22 protein-coding genes and 1 tRNA gene are annotated in these 24,228 nt (G+C 61.9%); 16 read left to right on the top strand and 7 right to left on the bottom strand.

The features are described 5' to 3' along the window. Positions 1-147 precede the first annotated feature (147 nt). The 8 genes from lepB (at position 148) to ACMYR2_RS10960 (ending at position 8,233) form a co-directional block, all read left to right on the top strand. On the top strand, positions 148-906 hold the full coding sequence (lepB, locus tag ACMYR2_RS10995) for a signal peptidase I (protein ID WP_141383716.1): 759 nt from the start codon (positions 148-150) through the stop codon (positions 904-906). Continuing rightward, complete coding sequence (gene rnc, locus ACMYR2_RS10990) at positions 903-1,703, top strand: ribonuclease III (protein WP_347263997.1); 801 nt, start codon at positions 903-905, stop codon at positions 1,701-1,703. Before lepB ends, rnc begins: the two co-directional genes overlap by 4 nt. Further along, entirely contained in the window at positions 1,700-2,611 is a 912-nt protein-coding gene (gene era, locus ACMYR2_RS10985) for a GTPase Era (RefSeq protein ID WP_347263998.1), read from the top strand. Before rnc ends, era begins: the two co-directional genes overlap by 4 nt. A 14-nt stretch (positions 2,612-2,625) precedes the next feature. Beyond that, positions 2,626-2,997 (top strand): hypothetical protein, encoded by a 372-nt coding sequence (locus ACMYR2_RS10980; RefSeq protein ID WP_347263999.1) that lies wholly within the window; start codon positions 2,626-2,628, stop codon positions 2,995-2,997. Between the two features lie 72 nt (positions 2,998-3,069). Next, positions 3,070-3,858: a DNA repair protein RecO gene (gene recO, locus ACMYR2_RS10975; protein ID WP_347264000.1), complete on the top strand. Its 789-nt coding sequence runs from the start codon at positions 3,070-3,072 to the stop codon at positions 3,856-3,858. A gap of 50 nt (positions 3,859-3,908) precedes the next feature. Next, on the top strand, positions 3,909-6,158 hold the full coding sequence (gene parC / locus ACMYR2_RS10970) for a DNA topoisomerase IV subunit A (RefSeq protein ID WP_416192908.1): 2,250 nt from the start codon (positions 3,909-3,911) through the stop codon (positions 6,156-6,158). Between the two features lie 123 nt (positions 6,159-6,281). Next, complete coding sequence (gene arsC, locus ACMYR2_RS10965) at positions 6,282-6,671, top strand: arsenate reductase (glutaredoxin) (RefSeq protein ID WP_347262820.1); 390 nt, start codon at positions 6,282-6,284, stop codon at positions 6,669-6,671. A 173-nt stretch (positions 6,672-6,844) separates the two neighbouring features. Beyond that, positions 6,845-8,233, top strand: coding sequence for an Nramp family divalent metal transporter (locus tag ACMYR2_RS10960; RefSeq protein WP_347262819.1), 1,389 nt, complete (start codon positions 6,845-6,847; stop codon positions 8,231-8,233). Positions 8,234-8,262: 29 nt separating this feature from the next. On the opposite strand, the gene ACMYR2_RS10955 is transcribed toward ACMYR2_RS10960, so the two are convergent. From ACMYR2_RS10955 to hemB, 3 genes are all read right to left on the bottom strand, one after another. Further along, the gene (locus tag ACMYR2_RS10955) at positions 8,263-9,036 is read right to left on the bottom strand and encodes an arginyltransferase (protein ID WP_416192907.1); all 774 of its coding nucleotides are present in this window, start codon (positions 9,034-9,036) and stop codon (positions 8,263-8,265) included. Between the two features lie 81 nt (positions 9,037-9,117). Further along, a complete protein-coding gene (locus tag ACMYR2_RS10950; protein ID WP_347262817.1) occupies positions 9,118-9,657 on the bottom strand; it encodes an RDD family protein in 540 nt (179 codons plus the stop codon). A gap of 166 nt (positions 9,658-9,823) precedes the next feature. Continuing rightward, the gene (gene hemB / locus ACMYR2_RS10945) at positions 9,824-10,885 is read right to left on the bottom strand and encodes a porphobilinogen synthase (RefSeq protein WP_347262816.1); all 1,062 of its coding nucleotides are present in this window, start codon (positions 10,883-10,885) and stop codon (positions 9,824-9,826) included. 155 nt (positions 10,886-11,040) lie between these two features. On the opposite strand from hemB, the gene ACMYR2_RS10940 reads away from it, so the two are divergent. The 3 genes from ACMYR2_RS10940 (at position 11,041) to ACMYR2_RS10930 (ending at position 12,991) form a co-directional block, all read left to right on the top strand. Beyond that, a complete protein-coding gene (locus tag ACMYR2_RS10940; protein ID WP_416192906.1) occupies positions 11,041-11,517 on the top strand; it encodes a DUF6163 family protein in 477 nt (158 codons plus the stop codon). A gap of 419 nt (positions 11,518-11,936) precedes the next feature. Continuing rightward, a complete protein-coding gene (gene ldtR / locus ACMYR2_RS10935; RefSeq protein ID WP_041344982.1) occupies positions 11,937-12,452 on the top strand; it encodes a transcriptional regulator LdtR in 516 nt (171 codons plus the stop codon). 236 nt (positions 12,453-12,688) lie between these two features. After that, positions 12,689-12,991 carry an antibiotic biosynthesis monooxygenase family protein gene (locus tag ACMYR2_RS10930; protein ID WP_347262815.1) on the top strand — a complete coding sequence of 101 codons (303 nt, stop codon included), beginning with the start codon at positions 12,689-12,691 and terminating at the stop codon, positions 12,989-12,991. 140 nt (positions 12,992-13,131) lie between these two features. On the opposite strand, the gene ACMYR2_RS10925 is transcribed toward ACMYR2_RS10930, so the two are convergent. From ACMYR2_RS10925 to ACMYR2_RS10915, 3 genes are all read right to left on the bottom strand, one after another. Beyond that, complete coding sequence (locus tag ACMYR2_RS10925; protein ID WP_347262814.1) at positions 13,132-14,271, bottom strand: AI-2E family transporter; 1,140 nt, start codon at positions 14,269-14,271, stop codon at positions 13,132-13,134. Between the two features lie 137 nt (positions 14,272-14,408). After that, a complete protein-coding gene (gene glnA / locus ACMYR2_RS10920; RefSeq protein WP_347262813.1) occupies positions 14,409-15,818 on the bottom strand; it encodes a type I glutamate--ammonia ligase in 1,410 nt (469 codons plus the stop codon). Positions 15,819-15,980: 162 nt separating this feature from the next. Beyond that, positions 15,981-16,319 carry a P-II family nitrogen regulator gene (locus tag ACMYR2_RS10915; RefSeq protein WP_011315159.1) on the bottom strand — a complete coding sequence of 113 codons (339 nt, stop codon included), beginning with the start codon at positions 16,317-16,319 and terminating at the stop codon, positions 15,981-15,983. 345 nt (positions 16,320-16,664) lie between these two features. Between ACMYR2_RS10915 and ACMYR2_RS10910 the strand changes: the two genes are divergently transcribed. After that, complete coding sequence (locus tag ACMYR2_RS10910) at positions 16,665-18,164, top strand: NAD(P)H-hydrate dehydratase (RefSeq protein WP_347262812.1); 1,500 nt, start codon at positions 16,665-16,667, stop codon at positions 18,162-18,164. Positions 18,165-18,181: 17 nt separating this feature from the next. On the opposite strand, the gene ACMYR2_RS10905 is transcribed toward ACMYR2_RS10910, so the two are convergent. Continuing rightward, a complete protein-coding gene (locus ACMYR2_RS10905) occupies positions 18,182-19,540 on the bottom strand; it encodes a multicopper oxidase family protein (RefSeq protein ID WP_347262811.1) in 1,359 nt (452 codons plus the stop codon). 262 nt (positions 19,541-19,802) lie between these two features. Here ACMYR2_RS10905 and ACMYR2_RS10900 point away from each other — a divergent pair. The 4 genes from ACMYR2_RS10900 to clpX all read left to right on the top strand — a co-directional run bounded on the left by ACMYR2_RS10900 (position 19,803) and on the right by clpX (position 24,220). Next, a tRNA-Leu gene (locus tag ACMYR2_RS10900) sits at positions 19,803-19,887 on the top strand. A gap of 151 nt (positions 19,888-20,038) precedes the next feature. Then, positions 20,039-21,400 carry a trigger factor gene (tig, locus tag ACMYR2_RS10895; RefSeq protein ID WP_347262810.1) on the top strand — a complete coding sequence of 454 codons (1,362 nt, stop codon included), beginning with the start codon at positions 20,039-20,041 and terminating at the stop codon, positions 21,398-21,400. Between the two features lie 457 nt (positions 21,401-21,857). Beyond that, the gene (locus ACMYR2_RS10890; RefSeq protein WP_347262809.1) at positions 21,858-22,496 is read left to right on the top strand and encodes an ATP-dependent Clp protease proteolytic subunit; all 639 of its coding nucleotides are present in this window, start codon (positions 21,858-21,860) and stop codon (positions 22,494-22,496) included. 449 nt (positions 22,497-22,945) lie between these two features. Then, on the top strand, positions 22,946-24,220 hold the full coding sequence (gene clpX, locus ACMYR2_RS10885; protein WP_347262808.1) for an ATP-dependent Clp protease ATP-binding subunit ClpX: 1,275 nt from the start codon (positions 22,946-22,948) through the stop codon (positions 24,218-24,220). Positions 24,221-24,228 lie beyond the last annotated feature (8 nt).

Genomic DNA, 24,228 nt, shown 5'->3' with positions numbered 1-24,228 from the left:
ATCGGGATGAATCAGCTCAAATCGTGACGAATTGCCTGCGGATTCGTCGACTACCAGAATTCACTGCGTTGTGTGCGGAGCGGGCGCGTTTCGCATAGAGGCGCTTTGCCATCGCTTCCAGGCGGCGGCCACCGACATAGGGAAGAGATGAGCGTGACATCCGGAACCAAAACTGAGAACGGCGTCGGCGAGACCATCCGTGTCGTGATCCACGCTCTTATCATCGCGCTCGTGATCCGGACCTTCCTGTTTCAGCCGTTCAACATCCCTTCGGGATCGATGAAGGCGACGCTGCTGGTCGGCGACTATCTGTTCGTTTCGAAGTACTCGTACGGCTACAGTCATTATTCCATCCCGTTCTCGCCGCCGCTGTTTTCCGGGAGGGTGTTCGGCTCCGAACCGAGCAGGGGCGATGTCGTGGTGTTTCGTCTGCCGAAGGACAACACCACCGACTACATCAAGCGGGTGATAGGACTGCCCGGCGACCGCATTCAGATGAAGGAGGGGCTGCTCTACATCAACGATGCCCCGGTGCAGCGCGAAAGGCTGCCGGATTTCGTCGGTGAGGATCCTTGCGGCTCTGATGCGACGGCGCGCGTCAAGCAATGGCAGGAAACGCTGCCGAACGGCGTCACTTACAAGACGCTCGATTGCGTCGACAACGGATTTTACGACAACACCAATGTCTACGTCGTACCGCCCGGTCATTTCTTCATGATGGGCGACAACCGCGACAACTCGACCGACAGCCGCGTGCTTTCCGCGGTCGGCTATGTGCCGCTCGAGAATCTGGTCGGTCGGGCGCAGATGATCTTCTTTTCGATCGCGGAGGGAGAGCATGCCTGGCAGGTTTGGCGCTGGCCCGCCGCCGTCCGCTGGAATCGCATGTTCTCCATCGTGCGATGATGGATGAATCGGCTGACATTAAGCCCGTTCCGATTTCCGAAGACGTAGCCGCGCCATCGGGCACGGAGCCGGTGGCGCCTGCCCCCAAGAAGAAGCGCGTCCGGACCAGCACCAAGGCGATCATGGCGGCGATCGAACAGCGGCTCGGCCATGAGTTCGCCGATATCTCGCTGCTGACGACGGCTTTCACCCATGTCTCGGCGCTGAAGTCATCGCGTGGACGCTGCGATAGCTATCAGCGCCTCGAATTTCTCGGCGATCATGTGCTTGGTCTTGTGGTCTCCGACATGCTCTACCGCGCCTTTCCCAAGGCGGACGAGGGCGAGTTGTCGAAGCGCCTGGCCGATCTCGTGCGCAAGGAGACATGTATCGATGTCGCCAAGTCGCTCGATCTGCAAGAGGGCGTCAAGCTCGGTGCGGTCGGCGCGGGCGTAGGGGCGCGGCTGCGCCGGTCCGTGCTCGGCGACATCTGCGAGGCGGTCATTGGCGCCGTCTATCTCGATGGCGGCTATGCGGCGGCCGCTGCCTTCGTCGAGCGCAACTGGGTCGAGCGGATGCGCAAGCCGGTGCGGCCGCTGCGCGATCCCAAGACCGTGCTGCAGGAGTGGGCGCAGGGCAAGGGGCTGCCGACGCCGGTTTACCGCGAAGTGGAGCGCACCGGGCCGCATCACGACCCGCGCTTCCGCGTTGCGGTCGAATTGCCGGGGCTGGAGCCCTCGGAAGGCATCGGCGGCAGCAAGCGCGCGGCCGAGAAGGCCGCGGCGTCCGCCATGATCGCTCGCGAAGGTGTCAAGTGAGCGAGTCCGGCCCGACCGCGCGATGCGGTTTCGTGGCGTTGATCGGGGCGCCGAATGTCGGCAAGTCGACGCTGGTGAACGCGCTGGTCGGCTCCAAGGTCACGATCGTCTCGCGCAAGGTGCAGACCACCCGCGCGCTGATCCGCGGCATCGTTGTCGAGAACAACGCCCAGATCATTCTCGTCGACACTCCCGGAATTTTCGTCCCGAAGCGGCGGCTCGATCGCGCCATGGTTTCGACCGCGTGGAGCGGTGCCCACGACGCCGATCTCGTTTGCGTGCTTCTCGACGCGCGCGCGGGCATCGATGAAGAGGCCGACGCCATCCTGACGAAGCTCGCCGGCGTGGCGCATCCGAAAATTCTGGTGCTGAACAAGATCGACCTCGTCCGTCGTGAAAAGCTGCTGGCGCTGGCCGGCGCGGCCAATGAACGCCTTGCGTTCGAGGAAACGTTCATGGTGTCGGCGCTGTCGGGCGACGGCGTTGATGATCTGCGCCTCGCGCTGGCTGAACGCGTGCCTGAAGGGCCGTTTCACTATCCGGAAGACCAGATGTCGGACGCCCCGCTGCGTCATCTCGCCGCCGAAATCACGCGCGAGAAAATCTACCGCCATCTGCATCAGGAGCTGCCGTATCAGTCAACGGTCGAGACCGACACCTGGACCGAGCGCAACGACGGGTCGGTCCGCATCGAGCAGACCATCTTTGTCGAACGCGACAGTCAGCGTAAGATCGTGCTGGGAAAGAACGGCGCGACGATAAAGGCGATCGGCGCCGACTCCCGCAGGGAGATCGGCGAGATCATCGGCCAGCCGGTTCACCTGTTTCTGTTCGTGAAGGTGCGTGAGAAGTGGGGCGACGATCCGAACCGTTATCGGGAAATGGGACTGGAGTTTCCCAAGGAATAGGCGGGGGCTACGGCATGACGATCCCGGGAAACGTGCTGCGGTTTGAAGTTCTGCTGTATCTTTCGCTCCTGATCGATACGTTGTCGGCTGCGTTCATCGCGCGTCCGTCCGACCGTGTCGATCAGGCGGCTGCGGCGAGCGCCGATACGTTCGTCGTCATGGTGTTCATTTTCTTTCTGCTGCTGGTGTGGCTCGCAGCACGGCAACGGAAGAACTGGGCGCGTTGGGCGCTGGTCGTCGCGCTTGCGCTTTCGGTGCTTTCGTTGCTCGGTTCATTGAACAGCGGGCTGACCCCCGCGTTTGCGATCGACTTTTTTTCAACCGGCCTTGCGGGAGCCGGCCTGTATTTTTCATTCTCCGATGACGCGGAAGACTGGTTCGAATGACTGGTTCGAATGACGCGGCAATCCGGCGCGATCGGATTGCCGCGAAAGGGAACGCTACCGTAGACTGGCGCCATGGAATGGACTGACGACGGCATCGTGCTCGGGGTGCGGCGGCATGGCGAGTCCTCGGCCATCGTCGAGCTGTTGACCCGCAGCCATGGACGTCATCTCGGTCTCGTGCGTGGCGGGGCCGGATCACGGATGCGTCCGCTGCTGCAGCCCGGGAATTCGGTCAGCGCGCTGTGGCGGGCGCGGCTCGACGAACATCTCGGTACCTACGCGCTGGAAGGAACGCGGATGCGCGCGGCGAGCCTGCTCGCATCGTCACATGCAACCTACGGCGTGACCCATCTGGCGGCGCTGACGCGCCTGTTGCCCGAGCGCGATCCTCATGAAGGCATCTTTGCGATGCTGGAACGGACGCTGGACGACTTTGACCAAGTGGGTGGAGCGGCGATCCATCTGGTCCGGTTCGAGCTTGCGATGCTGGGCGAACTCGGTTTCGGCCTTGATCTGTCGGCCTGTGCGGCCACGGGCGCCACCGCAGACCTCATTTACGTCTCGCCGAAATCGGGCGGGGCGGTGTCGCGGCAGGCGGGCGAGCCCTGGCGCGACCGGCTGTTGCCGCTGCCGCCGTTTCTGCGTGCTTCCCATGACGAGCAAGACGGCTGGTCGGAACAAGACCTGCTGGACGGCTTCGAACTGACCGGGCGCTTCCTGCTGCGCCATGTGCTGGAGCCGCGCGGGCAGGGGCATTCCGACGCGCGCGCCGGATTCATCAACGCGGTGGTGCGCAAGCGGACAGCGGCAGTTGCGGACGGCGCCCGCCCCATGGCTGAGTCGAGCCCTCCCTCGCCATGACAGGTCATTCACGCCTTGTCGCCGGACTCGGCAGGCGTTAACCCGTCCCCATGGGAAAAAGATTGATTCCGGCCGAGCCGGCCGAAATTGCCGAGGTGCAGCTTCGGGAGGCGCTCGAGGAGCGCTATCTCGCCTACGCGCTGTCCACCATCATGCACCGCGCTCTGCCGGATGCGCGGGACGGCCTGAAACCCGTGCACCGGCGTATCCTCTACGGGATGCGGCTGCTGCGGCTAGATCCGGGCTCGGCCTTCAAGAAGTCCGCCAAGATCGTCGGCGATGTGATGGGCTCGTTCCATCCTCATGGCGATCAGGCGATCTACGACGCCATGGTGCGGCTGGCTCAGGATTTCGCCTCGCGATATCCGCTGGTGGATGGTCAGGGCAACTTCGGCAACATCGACGGCGATAATCCGGCGGCCTACCGTTACACCGAAGCGCGCATGACCGACGTGGCGCGGCTGCTCCTCGACGGCATCGACGAGGACGCCGTCGAGTTCCGCCCCAACTATGACGGCCAGAGCCGCGAGCCGGTGGTGCTGCCCGGCGGCTTTCCGAACCTGCTCGCCAACGGCGCGCAGGGCATCGCCGTCGGCATGGCCACCGCGATCCCTCCCCACAACGCCGCCGAACTGTGCGATGCCGCGCTGCACCTGATCGACAAGCCGGACGCGAAGTCGAAGGCATTGCTGAAATGGGTCAAGGGCCCGGACTTCCCGACCGGTGGCATCATCATCGATTCCAAGGAGAGCATCGCCGAGGCTTATACGACAGGAAGGGGTGCTTTCCGTACCCGCGCCAAGTGGCATCGCGAGGAGGGCGCGCGCGGCACCTGGGTGATCGTTGTCACCGAGATCCCGTGGCTGGTGCAGAAGTCGCGGCTGATCGAGAAGATCGCCGAACTGCTCAACGACAAGAAGCTGCCGCTGGTCGGCGACATCAGGGACGAGTCGGCCGAAGACATCCGCGTCGTCATCGAGCCGAAGTCGCGCAACGTCGATCCCGAACTGGTGATGGAATCGCTGTTCAGGCTCACCGAGCTTGAAAGCCGCATTTCGCTCAATCTCAACGTCCTGATCAAAGGCAAGATTCCGAAGGTCGTCGGCCTCGCGGAAGCCTTGCGCGAATGGCTCGATCATCTGCGCGACGTGCTGCTGCGCCGCTCGGCCTATCGCAAGGCGCAGATCGAGCATCGGCTGGAAGTGCTCGGCGGCTACCTGATCGCGTATCTGAACATCGACAAGGTCATCAAGATCATCCGCACGGAAGACGAGCCGAAGCCGGCCTTGATAAAGGCGTTCAAGCTGACGGAGGTTCAGGCGGAGGCCATCCTCAACATGCGCCTGCGCAGCCTGCGCAAGCTCGAGGAAATGGAGATCCGCACCGAGGACAAGGACCTGCGGGCGGAACTCAAGGGTATCAACGCCGTGCTGGGCTCCGAAGCCAGGCAGTGGGAGAAAGTCGGCGAACAGGTGCGCAACGTGCGCGACATGTTCGGCCCAAAGACGCCGCTTGGCAAACGCCGCACCGTCTTTGCGGACGCGCCCGAGCATGACCTCGCCGCGCTGGAAGAGTCACTGGTCGAGCGCGAGCCGGTCACGGTCGTCGTATCGGACAAGGGATGGGTGCGGACGCTGAAAGGTCATGTCGAGGATCTGTCGAACCTGTCCTTCAAGACCGACGACAAGCTCGGCTTCGCGTTCTTTGCTGAAACCACGTCGAAGCTGCTGCTGTTCGCCACCAACGGCAAGTTCTACTCGCTCGACGTCGCGAAGCTGCCGGGCGGGCGCGGCCATGGCGAACCGATCCGCCTGTTCATCGATCTGGAACAGGATGCGGCGATCGTGTCGCTGTTCATTCACACCGGCGGCCGCAAATTCCTGATCGCGAGCTACGAAGGGCAGGGGTTCGTCGTGAATGAGGACGATTGCGTCAGCACAACGCGCAAAGGCAAGCAGGTGCTCAACGTTGAGATGCCTAACGAGGCGAAAGCGATCACGACGGTCGCGGGCGATCAGGTCGCGGTCATCGGCACCAACCACAAGATGGTGATCTTCCCGCTCGATCAGGTGCCGGAGATGGCGCGCGGCCGCGGCGTGCGGCTGCAGAAATACAAGGGCGCGGGCCTGTCAGACGTCGCCGTGTTCGATTCGAAGATCGGTTTGACGTGGAAGGACTCCGCGGGCCGCGAGCAGAGCCTGAGCTGGAAGGATCTGTCTGACTGGCGCGGCAACCGCGCCGACGCCGGACGCCTCGCGCACGGCCTGCCGAAGTCGAACAAATTCGGCCGGGCGATCTGACCTCGTGCGCGGATATGGCGTTTTCGAGCGAAGCATGTCCTCGGGCTTGACCCGAGGATGGATGCCGGTTCGGGTGAAGAAAACGCGTCAGAACAAATTCTGGACGCTGAGCGGATGCCGACGATGACCGTGACGATCTATCACAATCCGTCCTGCAGCAAGTCGCGCAACACGCTGGCGATGATCCGGCAGAGCGGTGAAGAGCCGGTGGTTATCGAGTATCTCAAGCATCCGCCGGACCGCGCACGACTTCGCGCGCTGGCCGACGCCATGGGGCTACCCATACGCGGGCTGCTGCGGGACAACGGCTCACCTTACGGCGAACTCGATCTCGGCAATTCCAAATGGAGCGATGATCAGCTTCTCGATTTCATCGTGGCCCATCCGATCCTGCTTCAGCGTCCCATCGTGGAAACGCCGAAGGGCGTGCGGATTTGCCGTCCTCCCGAAAGGGTGCTCGATCTGCTGACTCCTCCCGCCGCAGGGAAAGACGGCGAGAATATCGAACCTTAGTTTCAGCGTCTGGCGTGCACGCTTTGCGAGTATCGAGGTCATGATCTGGACGAAGGGTTGAGCGTGACTATCGCATCGCGCGAAATAATAGCTGCGGACCTTGCCTGCGCTCTCGGCCTAAATGCATTTGCAAATGAGTTGCAATAAAGCTATACTTGGTCCATACGGGGTCAATGGATGTGAAAACACCTGCATTGACGCCCGAACCGGTACCGGAGCCGTCGCAAGGATCCCTTTCGACGAAGACTGGCTGGCATTCGGAAGCGTCAGCTCGCCCAAGTCTCGAGGAGGTCCATGCGACGGTGCTGGTTCCCGCGAGCGGGCACTGGCTGCGTCGCCTTTTTGCCTTCGCGGGACCGGGCTACATGGTCTCGGTGGGGTATATGGACCCCGGCAACTGGGCCACGGATATCGCCGGCGGCTCGAAGTTCGGCTACACGCTGCTGTCCGTCATCCTGTTGTCGAACCTCATGGCGATTCTGTTGCAGGCGCTGGCGGCGCGGCTCGGCATCGCCGCCGGCCTTGATCTCGCGCAGGCCTGTCGCGCCAGCTATTCGCGGCCCGTCAACTTCATGCTCTGGCTGGTCTGCGAGGCCGCGATCATCGCCTGCGATCTGGCCGAGGTGATCGGCACGGCGATCGCGTTGCAATTGCTGTTCGGCATCCCGCTGATCGGCGGCGCGCTGATCGCGGCGCTGGATGCCTTTCTGCTGTTGCTGCTGATGAACCGCGGCTTCCGATTCCTTGAGGCTTTCGTGGTCGCGCTCCTGATCGTCATCGCGGTTTGCTTCGCGATCCAGATCATCGCCGCCGCGCCGCCGGTCGCCGAGGTACTGCGTGGCTTCGTACCTTCGCGCGAGATCGTCACCAATCCTGAGATGCTCTACATCGCCATCGGCATCATCGGCGCGACGGTCATGCCGCATAATCTTTATCTGCATTCGTCGATCGTGCAGACCAGGGCCTATCCGCGCACCGAAGAGGGCCGGCGGAGCGCGATCCGATGGGCGACCGCTGACAGTACGCTGGCCTTGATGCTGGCTTTGTTCGTCAACGCCGCCATCCTGATCGTGGCCGCCGCAGTGTTTCACGGCAGCGGTCATACCGAGGTGGCCGAAATCGGCGACGCGTTCAAGCTGCTTTCGCCCCTATTGGGTCTCGGCATCGCATCAACGCTGTTCGCTGTCGCGCTTCTCGCCTCCGGCATCAACTCCACGGTGACGGCGACGCTCGCGGGCCAGATCGTGATGGAAGGCTTTCTGCATTTGCGGATGCCGATGTGGGCGCGGCGGCTCGTCACGCGCGGCATCGCCATCGTGCCCGTTATCGTCGTCACGGCCATCTATGGTGACAGCGGCACCGCGCAGCTTCTGGTTCTCAGCCAGGTCGTCCTGTCGATGCAACTGCCGTTCGCGGTGATCCCGCTGGTCCGCTTCGTCTCGGACCGGCGCAAGATGGGTCGGTTCGCAATTTCAACCGGAACCGCCGTCGCGGCGTGGATCGTCGCCGGCCTGATCGTGATCCTGAATGTGAAGCTGCTGGCGGATACGTTTGCCGGATAGGACCAACATTGGACGCGGAGCGGTCTGCTCTATTCTCTCGTCTCGTGCTGTGTTTCGCCGTCGGCATCCACCCGCAGCCAGCCCGTGGGCGCAAGGCGCTGCTGTGGCAGGAAACGTCCCTTGTAGTCCATCTTCCGCGACCCCTCGATCCAGTAACCGAGATACACATAGGGCAGGCCGAGTTGCCGCGCGCGGGATATGTGATCGAGGATCATGAAGGTGCCGAACGAACGGTGCTGCTCGGACGGATCGAAGAACGAATAGACCATGGAGAGTCCGTCGCTCAACACATCGGTGAGCGCCACTCCCACCAGGTCGCCGCGTCTGTTCTCGCCGCTATCCGCGCCGCGCCGGCGATATTCGATGATGCGGGTCTCGACGTGGCTGTCTTCCACCATCATCGCGTAATCCAGCACGGTCATGTCCGCCATGCCGCCGTGGCGATGTCTCTGGTCCAGATAGGCGCGGAATACCGAATATTGTTCTGACGTCGGCGTCGCGGCACGCAGGCTGCCCGTGATGTCGGCGTTTCGCGCCAGCACCCTGCGGGCGCCGCGCGACAGCTTAAACTCATCGGCGATGACCCGCACGGAAACGCAGGCGCGGCACTGGTCGCAGGCCGGGCGGTAGGCGATCGACTGGCTGCGGCGAAAGCCGCCATGGGTGAGCAGATCGTTGAGTTCGCCCGCCTTCTCGCCGACCAGATGGGTAAATACCTTGCGTTCGCTGCGATCGGGCAAATACGGACACGGCGAAGGCGCGGTCAGATAGAATTGCGGTGTGTCACGCGAGTGCTGGGTCACGGCGCCTTGTCAGTCTCCAAAGCAGATTGTGCTCCAGCATCGCGCTCCCGAGGCTGACCGTCAATCCGCATTGCCGCTATATCAATAGCTTCCAGAGGGCTGCGCCACCGTCGCAAGATCCGAATTGATGATGACGGTTCCCAGCAGCATGTCATGCAGCATGCGCCGCCGGTTGTTGAACAGGCTGACCATCAGAATCAGCGGCGTGAATATCGACACCGAGATCCAGAACAGGATCGCGTGCATGGCGCCGAGAACAAAATAGCTCCGCTCGCCGGACCAGGTCCGCATTTCCAGACCCATGGCCCGCATCCCGATCGTCGCCGAATGCCGGCCGCCGAGCGACGCGCCGTAATAAAAGACGGCCCAGATCAGGGAAGCGGGCGAAACCAGCCAGAACAGCGCCCATCCGAAGCCGAGCGTGATGATCCCAAGCATCGCGATGAAGATCACGCCGATGATCACGGGGATTGAAAGCACCAGCAGATCGATCAGGAACGCAAAAAAACGCCGCGCCAAAACGCCGCGAAACAACTCGGGCTGCATCCAGGGGTCGAACGCGTGCCGCTGGAACCCGGCGGAGTCGCCGCCGTGGGCGTTGTCGAAGTTACCATCGGCCATGTCCAGTCCTCCACGGCGCTCAGCCAAGAGACTTTCGAAGAGACTTTCCGCTTCTGATCTTCTGATAGAGGCGGAAGCGTCTTTCGAGATGGCGACGTGCTGCCCGGGTTGCAAGTCCTGGGCAGGCCCGGAGGCGTGGACGGAACGATCGCGGGGAGGGGACGCGTCAGCGGTTCTGTTTCAGCTTCTCCGCCGCCGCCGCCGCAAAGTAGGTGAGCACGCCGTCGGCGCCGGCGCGCTTGAAGGCGACGAGGCTTTCCATCATCGCCCGGTCGCGATCGATCCAGCCGTTGCCGGCGGCGGCCGCGATCATCGCGTACTCGCCCGACACCTGGTAGGCGAAGGTCGGCATTCCGAACGTATCCTTTACGCGCCGCACGATGTCGAGATAGGGCATTCCCGGCTTCACCAGCACCATGTCTGCGCCCTCGGCGATATCGAGCTCGACTTCGCGCAGAGCCTCGTCGGAGTTGGCGCTGTCCATCTGGTATGTGCGCTTGTCTCCCGTGAGCGCCTTGGCCGAGCCGATGGCGTCGCGGAACGGGCCGTAAAAAGCGGATGCATACTTCGCGGCATAGGCCATGATCTGCACATCGACAAACCCGGCCTCGTCCAGACCCCTTCGAATCGCACCGACGCGGCCGTCCATCATGTCGGACGGAGCGACGATGTCGCAACCGGCTTCCGCCTGCACCAGCGCCTGCTGGACCAGCACCGCGACGGTCTCGTCGTTGAGGATCCTGCCGTCCTCGACCAGGCCGTCATGGCCATGACTGGTGAAGGGATCGAGCGCCACGTCGCAGAGCACGCCGAGGTCCGGAAATTCCCGCTTGATGGCCCGGACCGACTTGCAGACCAGGTTCTTGGCGTTGAGGGCTTCGCTGCCGGAGACGTCCCGCAGGGCGGGGTCGGTATAGGGGAAAAGCGCGATGCAGGGGATGTTCAGTTCGAGCGCCCGTTCCGCGTCCCGCACGCATTCGTCCACGCTAATCCGGTCGACGCCGGGCATGGAGGGAACGGGCGTCCGCCTGTCGGCGCCATCGGCGACGAACAGCGGCCAGATGAGGTCGTCGGTGGTCAGAACGCTTTCACGGACCAGGCGGCGGGCCCATTCCGCCTTGCGGTTGCGGCGGAGCCGGGCGACGAGATCGAGCGGAGCGGCGGTGACTGCGGCATCGCGGCGGGGTCCATCCCGCATTTCGATGGGACGCCCGTATTTTATCGCCATGTTGCCGACACTCCTGAAGGCCAGAACCGAACCGGTTTTATGTAGCACCAGGAACCGGCTTCGTCACCGCGCTCATGCACCTCGATGCAATGCAATTGATTTTATGGTTCCGGAAAGCCATGAAGCGGGCTCGCACGGCTGTGTGGGGTCCGGTTATGAGCATCCTGACGTCTAAAACCTCATCGCGCGGGCAGATCCCGCGAGATCAAGCCATGCCGGTGGCGGGAAGCCCGACGGCCCGCACGGAGACCGATGACAATCTCTGGACCGGGCGGCTGGTGGTTTTTCTGCGGGTCATGGCGATGCTGTCGCTCGCCGTCGGGCTCTATCATTGGGCTCAGTTGACCGGATTCATCGGCGGCGAGGACGACGCCTTTGAGAACCAGACGGTGGCCTGGCAGGCGGCGACGGTCTACTTCGCCGTGATCGAGCTTGTGGCCGCCGTGGGCCTTTGGCTGGCCACGCCATGGGGCGCTGTGGTGTGGCTGACCACGGTGGTCTCGATGGCTGTCGTCGAACTCATGTTTCCGATGATCTACGGCGGCAACCTGGTCATCGTCGGGTTGGAAACGGCAATGCTCACGGCCTATCTGGGGCTGGCATGGATGGCGGCGCGGGAACGGCCGCCATAGCCACTCTACATATGCCTGAAGATGAGAAGAGCGACGAGCAGCCGAGGGTGCGCCGCAACGCACGTCATGTTTCCTGATCGCCGTCCCCTAAAGTTTTCCGAGAATTTTTCACGGTAAGAATTCGGTGACCCTAACGGCGTGGTTATCTGTGTTGACCGAATGTTTCGAATTTGAACGGCGCTGTTCCTGAATGCGACAGGAGCGGCACACGAAGCATGAACAGGGCCGCGGAAGCGTCAATGAAAGGTTGCTAAATGCCTTGATATGACAGCTTAATCGGCGATTTACTCTCTTAAATTCATGATGTCTTTATTGTCTTATTTAAGCTGATCTTCAAACGCCTCCCCTAAGGTCATGGCTATCAGGCGGGACACAAGTTTCGTCGAACAAGTCGAAAAAAAACGACAACAGGGGATGTCATCATGAAAGCCGTTGCGAAGGCTCACGAGCCCGCGGAACAGGTCGCCGGTCAGGCACCGGTGCAGTCGCTCTATCTCGAGGCGTTGACCTTGGTCGAGCGGCTGCACCGCAGATTGCTCGATGTCATCAAGGATGAATTCGATCGTCGCGGCCGGGCCGACATCAACTCGGTGCAGGCGCTTCTTCTCTACAACATCGGCGACAAGGAACTGACGGCTGGTGAACTGCGGACTCGGGGCTATTATCTCGGCTCCAACGTTTCCTACAATCTGAAGAAACTCGTCGAGCTTGGATTTCTCGATCATCAGCGTTCGCGCGTCGATCGCCGCTCGGTAAGAATCCGCTTGACCGCGCAGGGTCAGGAGATCCGACGCATCGTCGATGCGCTCTATCAGAAGCACGTCAAGACCGTCGAGCAGGTCGGCGGAATCTCGAACGAGGAGTTCGCGACGCTGAACAAGTCGTTGCATCGCCTCGAGCGCTTCTGGACTGACCAGATTCTGTATCGGCTCTGAGTTTTCCGGAACAGGGCGAAGCTGGCGGCAAGATCGGCCGCCCGTTTCCGGAACATCCTGAACGCGACATTCCTTCCGCATCTGCGCCCATCGGCCCGGCTCGTCCGGCGCCGGTGCGTTCTGTCGTTTGGGGTATGAGCGATAACAGCGAGAATGCAGCTTGCATGCTTGCCGTCTCGCTTCACGTCTGAAGTCGATCGCGATACAGACAGAGCGTGTATGAAAGGTCCGCTCACATGATCACCGAAATCGCGCAAATCGAGATCAAGCCGGGCAGCGAGAAGGATTTCGAGGCGGCCGTGTCGCGGGCTGAAACGATCTTCAAGCGCTGCAAGGGCTGGAGAAGCTTTGAGCTGCACAGGTCTGTCGAAAGACCGTCACGTTACAGATTGCTGATCAAGTGGGAAACGCTTGAGAACCATGTCGTGGATTTTCGCGAATCCTCGAACTTTACCGAATGGCGCGAGTTGGTCGGGCCATTCTTCGCCTCGCCCCCCGAGGTCGAGCACACCGAAACGGTGACGGCTTTCAGCGTTTGAGAAAGGTCAGCTCTGTAGCGTTTTCGAGCGAAGCACGTCCCCGGGCTTGACCCGGGGATGGATACCGGTTCGCGTGAAGAAAACGCGCTAAAACAACAATCCAGAGCTTCGCTTCTGATTCAATCAGAAGCGATAATACTCTAGACGGTCGCGGTTTGATCCGGCCAGACGTGGTTCAGCACCACCTTGATGACCGCGATCAACGGCAGCGCCAGCGCCAGACCCCACACTCCGAACAGCACGCCAAGGAAAATCTGCGCTGCGAACAACGTCGCCGGCGGAATGCTGATGGCATGGCGCTGGATCAGCGGCGTCAGCACGTTGCCTTCAAGAAACTGCACGGCAAGATAAAGCAAGAAGGCGCTGATGATCGCGGTGAGTCCGGAGCCGAGGCTCGCCAGGACGATGAGGGCACCCGCGAGAATGGCGCCGATGTTGGGGATGAATGTCAGGAGGCCCGTAATGAAGCCCAGCACGAGGGCGCCGGGAATGCCGATCAGGGTCAACCCGATCCATGTCAAAAGGAACAGCGACGCCATCGTGGCCATCTGGCCGAGCAACCAGCGGCGCAGCGTCTCACTGATGTCGTCGATGAGGCGTGCTGCTTCGGGGAGGCGTTGCCTGGGCACGAAGCGCAGGATGCCGTCTCGATAGACCTTGGGCTGTGCCGCCAGCAACAGCCCAAGGAATATGACGATGAAGAAGTTGCCGACGCCCTCAAATACACGCACCAGAATTCGGATGGTCTGACTGACGATCGCGCCGGTTCCGGAAGCGATGGTGCTGGCATCAGGAAGTTTCGGACCGCGCGACGGCGATGCTGATGGGGCGGGGATCGGCGTGGCGCCGTTCTCGGTTGACGCGGTTTTGGCGCCCACGTTGAGGAAGCTGGTGTCGACCCCTTGCTTCTCCAGAAAATCCCTGGCGTTGCCCAATTGCGCGCGCAGCGTCGAACTCAAGGCCGTCGCCTGCTGGGCGATGGTCGCGCCGCCGAGGACAACCACTCCGGACAGCAGACCGGTGAACAGGACGCAGACGATCACCAGCCGCAGGGTTTGATTGCCACCGAATACCCGGCGCAGCAGATCGGCCATGGCCGTAAGAAACACGCCGAACAGGACGCCGGCGAACAGCATCAACAGCGTTGCCGCTGAATACCACGCCAATGCGAGGACCGCGCCGAAGGCGATAATGCCGATGCCGCCGGCCGCGATGGAGCGGGCAAGAGACTGCCGTTCGAAGCCCTGACTTTCAGGCAAACCGTCCACGCTGAACCTCACCGATTCCCAAAGCAGGCACTCTTTCCGCAAACGCGGCAAGGATCAAGCGGGGCGCGGCCATTCAACAAAAAAGGGCGCCCGTGAAGGGCGCCCTTGAGGCGTTCGAAAGCTGCGCGGAAAATTCCGCGCATCGCCGCTTACAGCGAGTAGTACATATCGAACTCGACCGGGTGCGGCGTCATCTCGAAGCGCTCCACCTCGGTCATCTTCAATTCGATAAAGGCATTGATGAAGTCGTCGTCGAATACGCCGCCGGCCTTGAGGAAGGCGCGATCCTTGTCGAGGCTTTCCAGCGCCTCGCGCAATGAGCCGCAGACCGTCGGAATCTGCTTCAGTTCTTCCTTCGGCAGGTCATAGAGATCCTTGTCCATGGCGGGGCCGGGATCGATCTTGTTCTTGATCCCGTCGAGGCCCGCCATCAGCATCGCCGCGAAGGCGAGATACGGATTGGCCATCGGGTCGGGGAAACGAACCTCGACGCGCTTGGCTTTCGGCGAGGTGGTGTAGGGGATGCGGCAGGAGGCGGAGCGGTTGCGCGCCGAATAGGCGAGCAGCACCGGCGCCTCGTATCCAGGGACCAGCCGCTTGTAGGAGTTGGTGGACGGGTTGGTGAAGGCGTTGATCGCCTTGGCGTGCTTGATGATGCCGCCGATGTAGTACAGGCAGGTTTCCGACAGGTCGGCGTATTTGCTGCCGGCGAAGGTCGGCTTGCCGTCCTTCCAGATCGACTGGTGAACGTGCATGCCCGAGCCGTTGTCGCCGTAGACCGGCTTCGGCATGAAGGTGGCGGTCTTGCCGTAGATGTGCGCGACCTGGTGAATGCAGTATTTGTATACCTGCATCTGGTCGGCCATGTAGGTCAGCGTATCGAACTTCATGCCGAGTTCGTGCTGGGCGGACGCCACCTCGTGATGGTGCTTCTCGACCTTCACGCCCATGCGGGCCATGGCGCCGAGCATCTCCGAGCGCATGTCCTGGATCGAGTCCTGCGGCGGAACTGGGAAGTAGCCGCCCTTGGTGCGGATGCGATGACCGAGATTGCCGCCCTCATACTCGGTATCGGAATTGGTCGGCAGCTCGGAGGAATCGAGCTTGAAACCGGTGTTGTAAGGCGTGGTCTGAAAACGCACGTCGTCGAACACGAAGAATTCGGCTTCCGGACCGACATAGACCGTATCGCCGATGCCCATCGACTTCACCATCGCCTCGGCCTTCTTGGCGATCCCGCGAGGGTCACGGTTATAGGGCTCGCCCGTGGACGGCTCCAGGATGTCGCAGGTGAGCACCATGGTGGTTTCCGCGAAGAACGGATCGATCGCCGCCGTCGCCGGATCGGGCATCAGCGTCATGTCGGATTCGTTGATCACCTTCCAGCCGGCAATCGAGGAGCCGTCGAACATCGTGCCCTCGGCGAAAAATTCTTCGTCGATCATGCTGACGTCGAAGGTGACGTGCTGCCACTTGCCGCGCGGATCGGTGAAACGCAGATCGACGTATTTTACGTCGTTGTCCTTGATTGATTTCAGGACGTCATTGGCGGTCTTCATAAATACCCCTTGTCTCTGCTGGTCGTCGTAATCGCCGGCGCGAAGCGTCCGTCGGTATGGCTTGATGCGTGGATATCGTTCTCAAAGGGTCCAGTGGTCCGATTCTGACATTCGCATCCGCGACGCGCGGCCGAATGGGTCGCGAACGTCAAATTCACTCCACTAGATCGCGTCGAGGCCGGATTCTCCCGTTCGGATCCGAATGGCCTCTTCGATATTGGATACGAAGATCTTGCCGTCGCCGATGCGGCCGGTCTGGGCGGCGCGCCTGATTGCTTCGATGGCTTTTTCGACCAGATCATCGCCGATCACAATCTCGATTTTGACCTTGGGCAGGAAGTCCACCACGTACTCCGCGCCGCGATAAAGCTCGGCGTGTCCCTTCTGCCGGCCAAAGCCTTTTGCCTCGATCACGGTGATGCCTTGCAATCCGATCTCCTGAAGGGCTTCCTTTACTTCGTCGAGCTTGAACGGTTTGATGATGGCTTCGATCTTCTTCATTGAACGTCTCCTGGCGCTTCCAATGTCCAGCCAGTGGCTGATGCGCGCTCACACTGCCGCCTGCAGCAGCGGTCATGCACTGGATTTCGGACGGACACAAAGTCGCGGGACACGCTTCATTGCCTGCCAGTGGACACACTGGACGAATTTTCTTTCTCAAAGCAGGGTTTGTGCCAACTCAAAAACCCACAATAATATCCATGCTATCATACGATTAAGACGATCCGGGCGGGCTGGGGGTCGGGGCGTCGGGCACCCATGCGACTATAAATTAGGCAACCGGTTTAATTTTTGTGCAGCGGTGAGACTGCGAGACGGGCAGCTTGCCCGATCGGGTTCAGGGCCATGGAGATTCTGACGACCGGCGAAATGGAGCAGGCCGATCGGCTCGCGATCACGGGAGGCGTGTCGGGCTTCGCCTTGATGCTGCGTGCCGGGCAGGCGGTTGCGAACGCGGCTGCCGGCCTCGCGGAGAAAGGACCGATCCTGGTTGTCGCCGGATGCGGCAACAACGGCGGCGACGGGTTCGTCGCGGCGACAGAACTGGCGGCGCGCGGCTACCAGGTTTCGGTCATCCTGCTGGGCGAGCGAGACAGCCTCAAGGCCGACGCGGCTCTCGCGGCCAAAGGCTGGAAGGGGCCTGTGCTGCCTTGCGACCTCTCCGCGCTCGGTTCGCCCGCGCTGATCATCGACGCGCTGTTCGGCGCGGGACTCAACCGGCCGGTGAAGGGCGACGCTCTCGCGACGATCGAAGCCATCATGGCCAACGGCGCGCCGGTGCTCAGCATCGATCTGCCGAGCGGCATCAACGGCACCACAGGCGCGGTCATGGGCGCTGCGATCCGTGCGACCGAGACGGTGACGTTCTTTCGCAAGAAGCCCGCGCATCTGCTGCTGCCGGGCCGGATTCATTGCGGCCGGGTGCGCGTGGCCGATATCGGCATCGCCGATGCGGTACTGGACGAGATTCGGTCCATAACCTTCGAGAATATCCCGGACTATTGGCATGGCGCGTTTCCCGCGCCACATATCGACGGGCACAAATACGCGCGCGGCCATGCCGTTGTCGTGTCCGGCGGTCTGACATCAACGGGTGCGTGCCGGCTGTCCGCGCGGGGCGCGCTGCGGGCCGGAGCCGGTCTTGTCACCGTGCTCTCGCCGGACGACGCGCTGGGCGCGAACGCGGCTGCGCTGACTGCCGTGATGGTGCGCCGCATGAACGGCGCGGCCGGCTTCGCGGAAATCCTGGCTGATCGGCGTCTCAATGCCTGCGTCATCGGTCCCGGCGCCGGGATCGGCGAGGAAACCCGCGCCCTTGTGTCCACGGCCCTCGCAGCGGGGCGGGCGATGGTGCTCGACGCCGACGCGCTGACGAGCTTCGCCGATACGCCTGATCGCCTGTTCGAGACCATCAGGCAGTCGGGAAGCTCCGACATTATCCTGACGCCGCATGAAGGCGAGTTCCATCGCCTTTTCAGCGAGATGAGTAATAAACATCCACTTCGATCAAAACTTGAGCGGGTGCGCGACACGGCACGGCGTTCGGGAGCGGTCGTTCTGCTCAAGGGAGCCGACACGGTGGTGGCTTCGCCGGACGGGCGCGCGACCATCGCATCCAATGCCCCGCCATGGCTTGCGACGGCAGGCTCGGGCGACGTGCTGTCCGGCATCATCGGCGGCCTGCTGGCGCAAAGCGTGCCGGCCTTCGAGGCGGCGTGCATGGGGGTATGGATACACGGCGAGACCGGGCGCGAGGCGGGGCCGGGACTGATCGCCGAGGATTTGCCGGAGGTCCTGCCCGCGGTCTTGCGGCGGCTCTACGATCGGTTCGGGATCGACTACTAAGATTATGATAATTCAGCTTATTCCACCGCGAACCAGCCGACCTGCCGCGGTGCGCTCCACTCCACGCCCATGGTTTCGATCAGCCATGCTCCGGTGATGTCGGCGACAAAGGCGATGCGTTGGGTCTGCCCGGCATCGACCAGCACCGTATCCAGCCAGAACGGCTTCCAGCCGTCGTCGAGCCGGTCCAGCAGGCGGGCGTGATGACCATGCAGATGAAACACCATGGGTGTTTTGGTCGTGTTCTTCAGCGCGAGCACGGCGGTCCGGCCGCGTTTGATGCGGAAGGCAGGTGCCCTGCGCGTGCTGAAAAGTGCTGGTCGATCCCATGACGAAGTTCCTGCAGACGAAGTTCCAGCAGGGGAGATCAGCGGCAGGTCGGTGCGCAGCGCGCTCCCGAGATCGAGCCGCGCCGGCAGGTTGGCGGACGGCAATGCCGGCGGCGCCGGCAGCGGCGCGGATCGCGCCGGCGAATCGGTTGAAACCTTCAGACGGGCGATCTGACGCGGGTTGCCGCCGCCGTCATGCAGGGTGATGGCCGATGCCGTTCCCGCCGCAAGCGTGACATCCATAACGGCGTCGATCCGGGTTCCCGGAGCAAGCACCAACCGGCCGTTGCGCGCCAGAAACGGCTCCGCCGGCTGGCTGTCGATTGCCATGACCCGCACGTCCAGATTCTGGATTGCAATAGCGATTGCATTGCGTTGACATCCATTGATGATCCTCAACCTGAGCCGATCGTTAACGTGAAGGTTGAGGTCGAGCGATGGCTTGCCGTTCACCAGGTAGAGAGGCGGCCCAACCTTTGTTTGGATTTCGCTGGGGCCGGGCGCGACCGGCCGTCCTTCGGCATCCAGCCGCCAGTCCTCGATCAGCATGACCTCGTCACGGTCGGCCTCGATCGGCTCCCGTTCCTCGACGATCAGAGCCTGCGCGGGCGAGGGTTGCGCCAGACCATCTCCCAGCAGGCGGGCGTCGTACATGAACGTCCCGGCCTGCCGTAACGGGAACACGTAGCGGTCGATCCCTTCAGGCGAGATGGAGGAGCGGGCCGTCAAGGGCTCGATGGCGGCCGCGTGATCTATTCCGCGCCAGTTCAGAACCAATGGCGCCGTCAGGCCGTTGGTCACGACAGCGTCCACGCTCTCGCCTTGACGGAAGCGTGGAATTCGGGAGGAGCCGCCGGTCCTCAGGGACCAGACCGTGGTTTCGTGATGGTCCGGCCCGAGTGGAAGGGAGGCGGGCATCGCGTCGATGGCGAGCCTTCGCGGATCTTGCGACCGGGCATGAATCGGGGCCGCGGAGCCGGCCACGGCGGTTGCCCCGAAGCCGGCCAGAAGACGCCGCCGGGTTAATCGAACAGGACGTAGCACCATATGCCAATGCGGATCATGTTCTTCGGACTCTGTCCAGCCGCCAGCGGCTGGGCCGAACGGCCATTTTTTTGCTGCGAACCAGTCTCCCCATGTTATAAGCCCGCCGCATCGAGCGCGTCGATGACGGCGGGAGATGACAACCCAACCCCGTCGGCGTGCCTGATTTCAACTCGTTGGAGCATGACGTCTACCGAAAGCCGCTTCGCATTTTTCGGCATCATGCTCGGCATCGCAGGCCGGATTGATGCGCCTAGTTCTACTGGCGGGCGTGGCGGAATTGGTAGACGCGCTGGATTTAGGTTCCAGTGACGAAAGTTGTGGGGGTTCGAGTCCCTCCGCCCGCACCAAGCGCTAAAGCGTTTGAGCAGTAACCGTTCAGGCAGCTATCCAGATCGGATATATGCCGGCCGTACACCGATGCAGGCGTTCCGCCGCGCATCGACCGATTGACAATGATCCGGCCGTTTCCGCCGGATCGAGCGGAAGAAGATTGACGCCATGCAGGTGAACGAAACCCTCGCCGAGGGACTGAGGCACGAGTTCCAGGTCAGCATTCCCGCCGCCGAAATCGCGACCAAGGCGGATGAGCGGCTCGTCGACCTCAAGGACAAGGTGAAGATCAACGGCTTTCGCCCGGGGAAGGTGCCGGTCAGCCATCTCAAGAAGCTCTATGGCCGCTCCGTGATGGTCGAGACCATCGAGGACACGATCCGCGACACGAACATGCAGATCGTCAACGACCGCGGCCTCAAGCTTGCAGGCAATCCCAAGGTCACGATGCCTTCGGAACCGAAGGAAATCGAGGACATCCTCGCGGGCAAGTCCGATCTCAGCTACAGCGTGGCGATCGAGGTCGTGCCGCCGATCGAACTGGCGGACTTCAGGTCCTTCACCCTCGAGAAGCCGGTGGTCGACGTGAGCGACGCCGATGTCGAAGAAGCCATCAAACGGATCGCCGATCAGAATCGCACCTACACCACCAGGGAGGAAGGCGCGAAGGCCGAGAATGGCGATCGCATCACCATTTCGTTCAAGGGCACCATCGACGGCGAGCTTTTCGAGGGCGGAAGCAGCGAGGATATCCTGGTCGTGCTGGGATCGAACGCCCTGATTCCGGGGTTCGAAGAGCAGCTGGTCGGAGCCGGGGTCGGCGAAACGCGCACGGTCAAGGCGTCGTTCCCCGGCAATTACGCTGACTCCGAGCTTGCGGGGAAAGATGCCGAGTTCGAGACTACGGTGAGCCTGATCGAGGCGCCGCAGGATCTTAAGATCGACGATGAATTCGCCAAGCTGCTCGGCCTGGAGGAGCTTGATCAGTTGAGGCAGGTCGTCCGCGAGCAGCTCAGCGCCGAATTCGCCCGTGCGATGAGGCAGCACGTCAAGCGCGCTTTGTTCGATCGCCTCGACGAGACCCACAAGTTCGATGCGCCTCCGAGCCTGGTCGAGGACGAGTTCGAGCAGGTTTGGAAAACCATCATGGCGGAGATGGAAAAAGAGAAAAAGACCTTCGCCGACGAGAACACCACCGAAGAAGAGGCCCGGGCCGAGTACCGCCGAATTGCCGACCGCCGGGTAAGGCTCAGCCTCGTGCTCTCGGAGATCGGCGAAAAGAACGGAATTACGGTCGCGGACGATGAAATCAACCGTGCGTTGATCAGTCGCGCCCGCCAGACGCCGGGCCGCGAAAAGGAGATCTGGGATTACTATCAGCGAAACCCGCAAGCGCTGGCTCAGATTCGCGCGCCCCTGTTCGAGAACAAGGTCGTGGATTTCATTCTCGAACTCGCCACGATCACGGAAAAGAGCGTGACGCGCGAGGATCTTTTCAAGGAACACGAGGCGCATAGCGCCGAGATGTGAGCAGCGGCGCATTCGCGGGCTGATCCGCGCCGCATCCTATTTCGGTTCAGCGGAGCGGGTTTGGTGTTCGCAACCCGGGCCGCCATCCGGAACCGAAGCGCCGGGCGAGATTCCCGGCGAAGCCGAATCGAAAGGCTGCCGGCGAATCTTCGATTCCGGCGTGTCTGCATCGTTTTCGGGCGAAGCATGTCCTCGGGACTCCCAACCCGAGGATGGATACCGGTCAGCCCCAAGAAAAACGCGTCAAATCAAAATAATAGAGCCCGCTTCTGAATTCTGTCGGAAGCGGAAAGCCGCCCGGTTCAGTCTTGTCGCCCGAGCGATGAACTTATATCTGTGGGCGGTGCTTGCCGAATCCTGCATCATGGACATTCATCCGCACGGGGAAGAATTGAAGTCTCCCGGTTTCGTCCCGGATGTTCGTCGCCAACCGCTGACACAAACTTTTGGGTGATCAATGCGCGATCCAGTGGAAACCTACATGAACCTCGTGCCGATGGTGGTCGAGCAGACCAACCGCGGCGAGAGGGCTTACGACATCTTCTCCCGGCTGCTGAAGGAGCGCATCATTTTCGTGACCGGCGGGGTCGAAGACAATATGTCGATGCTGATCGTCGCGCAGCTTTTGTTTCTGGAGGCGGAGAATCCGAAGAAGGAAATCTCAATGTACATCAATTCGCCGGGCGGTGTGGTGACGTCGGGTCTGGCGATTTACGACACGATGCAGTTCATTCGTCCGCCGGTCGCAACGCTGTGCACCGGACAGGCCGCCTCCATGGGGTCGTTGCTGCTGGCGGCGGGCGAGAAGGATATGCGGCACGCGCTGCCGAACGCGCGCATCATGGTTCACCAGCCCTCCGGCGGCTTCCAGGGCCAGGCGACGGACATTATGCTGCACGCGCAGGAAATCCTGAGCCTCAAGAAGCGGCTCAACGAGATCTACGTCAAGCACACCGGACAAACCTATCAGGCGATCGAGGATGCGCTGGAGCGCGACAAGTTCCTCACGGCCGACATGGCTCGCGACTTTGGCATCGTCGACAAGGTGATCGACAAGCGCGCTGAAGATCCGGCCGCGCCGAAAGCTTCGTCATAACGTATCCGGGTAAGGTCCGGCGACAGCGGAAGGACCGGTTGATTCGATCCGGTCCGAATCATCGCGATTTTACGGCGATGGTTTCCGAAAAGTTCCTTCGCCCTTCCGCGGCGTATCCCCGTGATAACGTATCCGCGTGATGGCGGCGCAGCGCTGGATTAATCGGGGAGGGAGATCTCCCCCTTAAGTCAGATCAGCTATCGGCGGATGGGAGATGACTGGCCGATTAGCGAATTCTTGAGAGTCGGGGCACCATGGTGCGGTTGCCGGGTTTCAACTGGTGGTACGCACGGGAGAATCGGGTGAGCCTGCGATCCGCGCGGGGTTGAGGGCGCAGGGTCTTTTCTGGTACGGACTTTGGTCATATGTAATCTCATTGCGCCGGATGTGCCGGATCGGAGCGGGTGAGCAGGCGAACAGGCGGGATCGAACGTCGGACGGAGACAGGAATGAGTAAGGTCGGTACGGGCGACTCCAAGAATACGCTGTATTGTTCGTTCTGCGGCAAGAGTCAGCACGAGGTTCGCAAACTGATCGCGGGCCCGACCGTATTCATCTGTGACGAATGCGTCGAACTCTGCATGGACATCATTCGCGAGGAGAACAAGTCCTCGCTGGTGAAGTCGCGCGACGGCATTCCGACTCCGAAGGAGATCTGCAAGGTCCTGGATGACTACGTCATCGGGCAGGGCCATGCCAAGAAAGTGCTCTCGGTCGCCGTCCACAATCACTACAAGCGGCTTAATCATCAGACCAAGCACAACGACGTCGAACTCGCGAAGTCGAACATCCTGCTGATCGGCCCGACCGGATCGGGCAAGACGCTGCTCGCGCAGACGCTGGCGCGCATCCTCGACGTTCCCTTCACCATGGCGGACGCGACGACCCTGACCGAGGCCGGTTATGTCGGCGAGGATGTCGAGAACATCATCCTGAAGCTGTTGCAGTCCGCGGATTACAATGTCGAGCGTGCGCAGCGCGGCATCGTCTACATCGACGAGATCGACAAGATTTCACGCAAGTCCGACAACCCCTCGATCACGCGTGATGTATCGGGTGAGGGCGTGCAGCAGGCCTTGTTGAAGATCATGGAAGGCACGGTCGCGTCCGTTCCGCCGCAGGGCGGCCGGAAGCACCCGCAGCAGGAGTTCCTGCAGGTCGATACGACGAATATCCTGTTCATCTGCGGCGGCGCGTTCTCCGGCCTGGAGAAGATCATCTCCGCGCGAGGACGCACGACGTCGATCGGCTTCGCGGCGCAGGTGCTTGCGCCGGAAGACCGCCGCACCGGCGAAATCTTCAGGCATGTCGAGCCGGAGGATCTGCTCAAGTATGGCTTGATCCCGGAGTTCGTCGGGCGTCTGCCTGTCGTGGCCACGCTCGAGGACCTCGACGAAGCGTCGCTGAAAAAGATCCTGACCGATCCCAAGAATGCGCTGGTGAAGCAGTATCAGCGGCTGTTCGAGATGGAGAACATCGAGTTGACGTTTGCCGACGAGGCGCTGGGCGCGGTGGCGCGCAAGGCGATCGAGCGCAAGACCGGCGCGCGAGGCCTGCGTTCGATTCTCGAAAGCATCCTGCTCGAGACCATGTTCGATCTTCCGGGCCTGGAAGGGGTCGAGGAGGTCGTGATCTCGCGCGAAGTGGTCGAAGGAACCGCGCGACCGCTATACATTTATGCCGATCGCGCCGATCGCGCGAACGAAAGCAGCGCCAGCGCCTGATCAGGACA

The organism is Nitrobacter sp. TKz-YC01 (genome assembly GCF_047824785.1).
Lineage (GTDB): Bacteria > Pseudomonadota > Alphaproteobacteria > Rhizobiales > Xanthobacteraceae > Nitrobacter.
This window is presented reverse-complemented; position numbering and strand designations above follow the sequence as displayed.

Excerpts from the sequence above, each read along its gene's own strand:
- ACMYR2_RS10910 (WP_347262812.1), top strand. The coding sequence starts at position 16,665 with ATGGAGATTCTGACGACCGGCGAAATGGAGCAGGCCGATCGGCTCGCG.
- ACMYR2_RS10950 (WP_347262817.1), bottom strand. The coding sequence starts at position 9,657 with ATGGCCGATGGTAACTTCGACAACGCCCACGGCGGCGACTCCGCCGGG.
- tig (WP_347262810.1), top strand. The coding sequence starts at position 20,039 with ATGCAGGTGAACGAAACCCTCGCCGAGGGACTGAGGCACGAGTTCCAG.
- ACMYR2_RS10905 (WP_347262811.1), bottom strand. The coding sequence starts at position 19,540 with ATGGTGCTACGTCCTGTTCGATTAACCCGGCGGCGTCTTCTGGCCGGC.
- ACMYR2_RS10890 (WP_347262809.1), top strand. The coding sequence starts at position 21,858 with ATGCGCGATCCAGTGGAAACCTACATGAACCTCGTGCCGATGGTGGTC.
- hemB (WP_347262816.1), bottom strand. The coding sequence starts at position 10,885 with ATGGCGATAAAATACGGGCGTCCCATCGAAATGCGGGATGGACCCCGC.
- clpX (WP_347262808.1), top strand. The coding sequence starts at position 22,946 with ATGAGTAAGGTCGGTACGGGCGACTCCAAGAATACGCTGTATTGTTCG.
- ACMYR2_RS10930 (WP_347262815.1), top strand. The coding sequence starts at position 12,689 with ATGATCACCGAAATCGCGCAAATCGAGATCAAGCCGGGCAGCGAGAAG.
- glnA (WP_347262813.1), bottom strand. The coding sequence starts at position 15,818 with ATGAAGACCGCCAATGACGTCCTGAAATCAATCAAGGACAACGACGTA.
- ACMYR2_RS10940 (WP_416192906.1), top strand. The coding sequence starts at position 11,041 with ATGAGCATCCTGACGTCTAAAACCTCATCGCGCGGGCAGATCCCGCGA.
- parC (WP_416192908.1), top strand. The coding sequence starts at position 3,909 with ATGGGAAAAAGATTGATTCCGGCCGAGCCGGCCGAAATTGCCGAGGTG.
- ACMYR2_RS10980 (WP_347263999.1), top strand. The coding sequence starts at position 2,626 with ATGACGATCCCGGGAAACGTGCTGCGGTTTGAAGTTCTGCTGTATCTT.
- recO (WP_347264000.1), top strand. The coding sequence starts at position 3,070 with ATGGAATGGACTGACGACGGCATCGTGCTCGGGGTGCGGCGGCATGGC.
- ACMYR2_RS10915 (WP_011315159.1), bottom strand. The coding sequence starts at position 16,319 with ATGAAGAAGATCGAAGCCATCATCAAACCGTTCAAGCTCGACGAAGTA.
- ACMYR2_RS10960 (WP_347262819.1), top strand. The coding sequence starts at position 6,845 with ATGGATGTGAAAACACCTGCATTGACGCCCGAACCGGTACCGGAGCCG.
- lepB (WP_141383716.1), top strand. The coding sequence starts at position 148 with ATGAGCGTGACATCCGGAACCAAAACTGAGAACGGCGTCGGCGAGACC.
- rnc (WP_347263997.1), top strand. The coding sequence starts at position 903 with ATGATGGATGAATCGGCTGACATTAAGCCCGTTCCGATTTCCGAAGAC.
- arsC (WP_347262820.1), top strand. The coding sequence starts at position 6,282 with ATGACCGTGACGATCTATCACAATCCGTCCTGCAGCAAGTCGCGCAAC.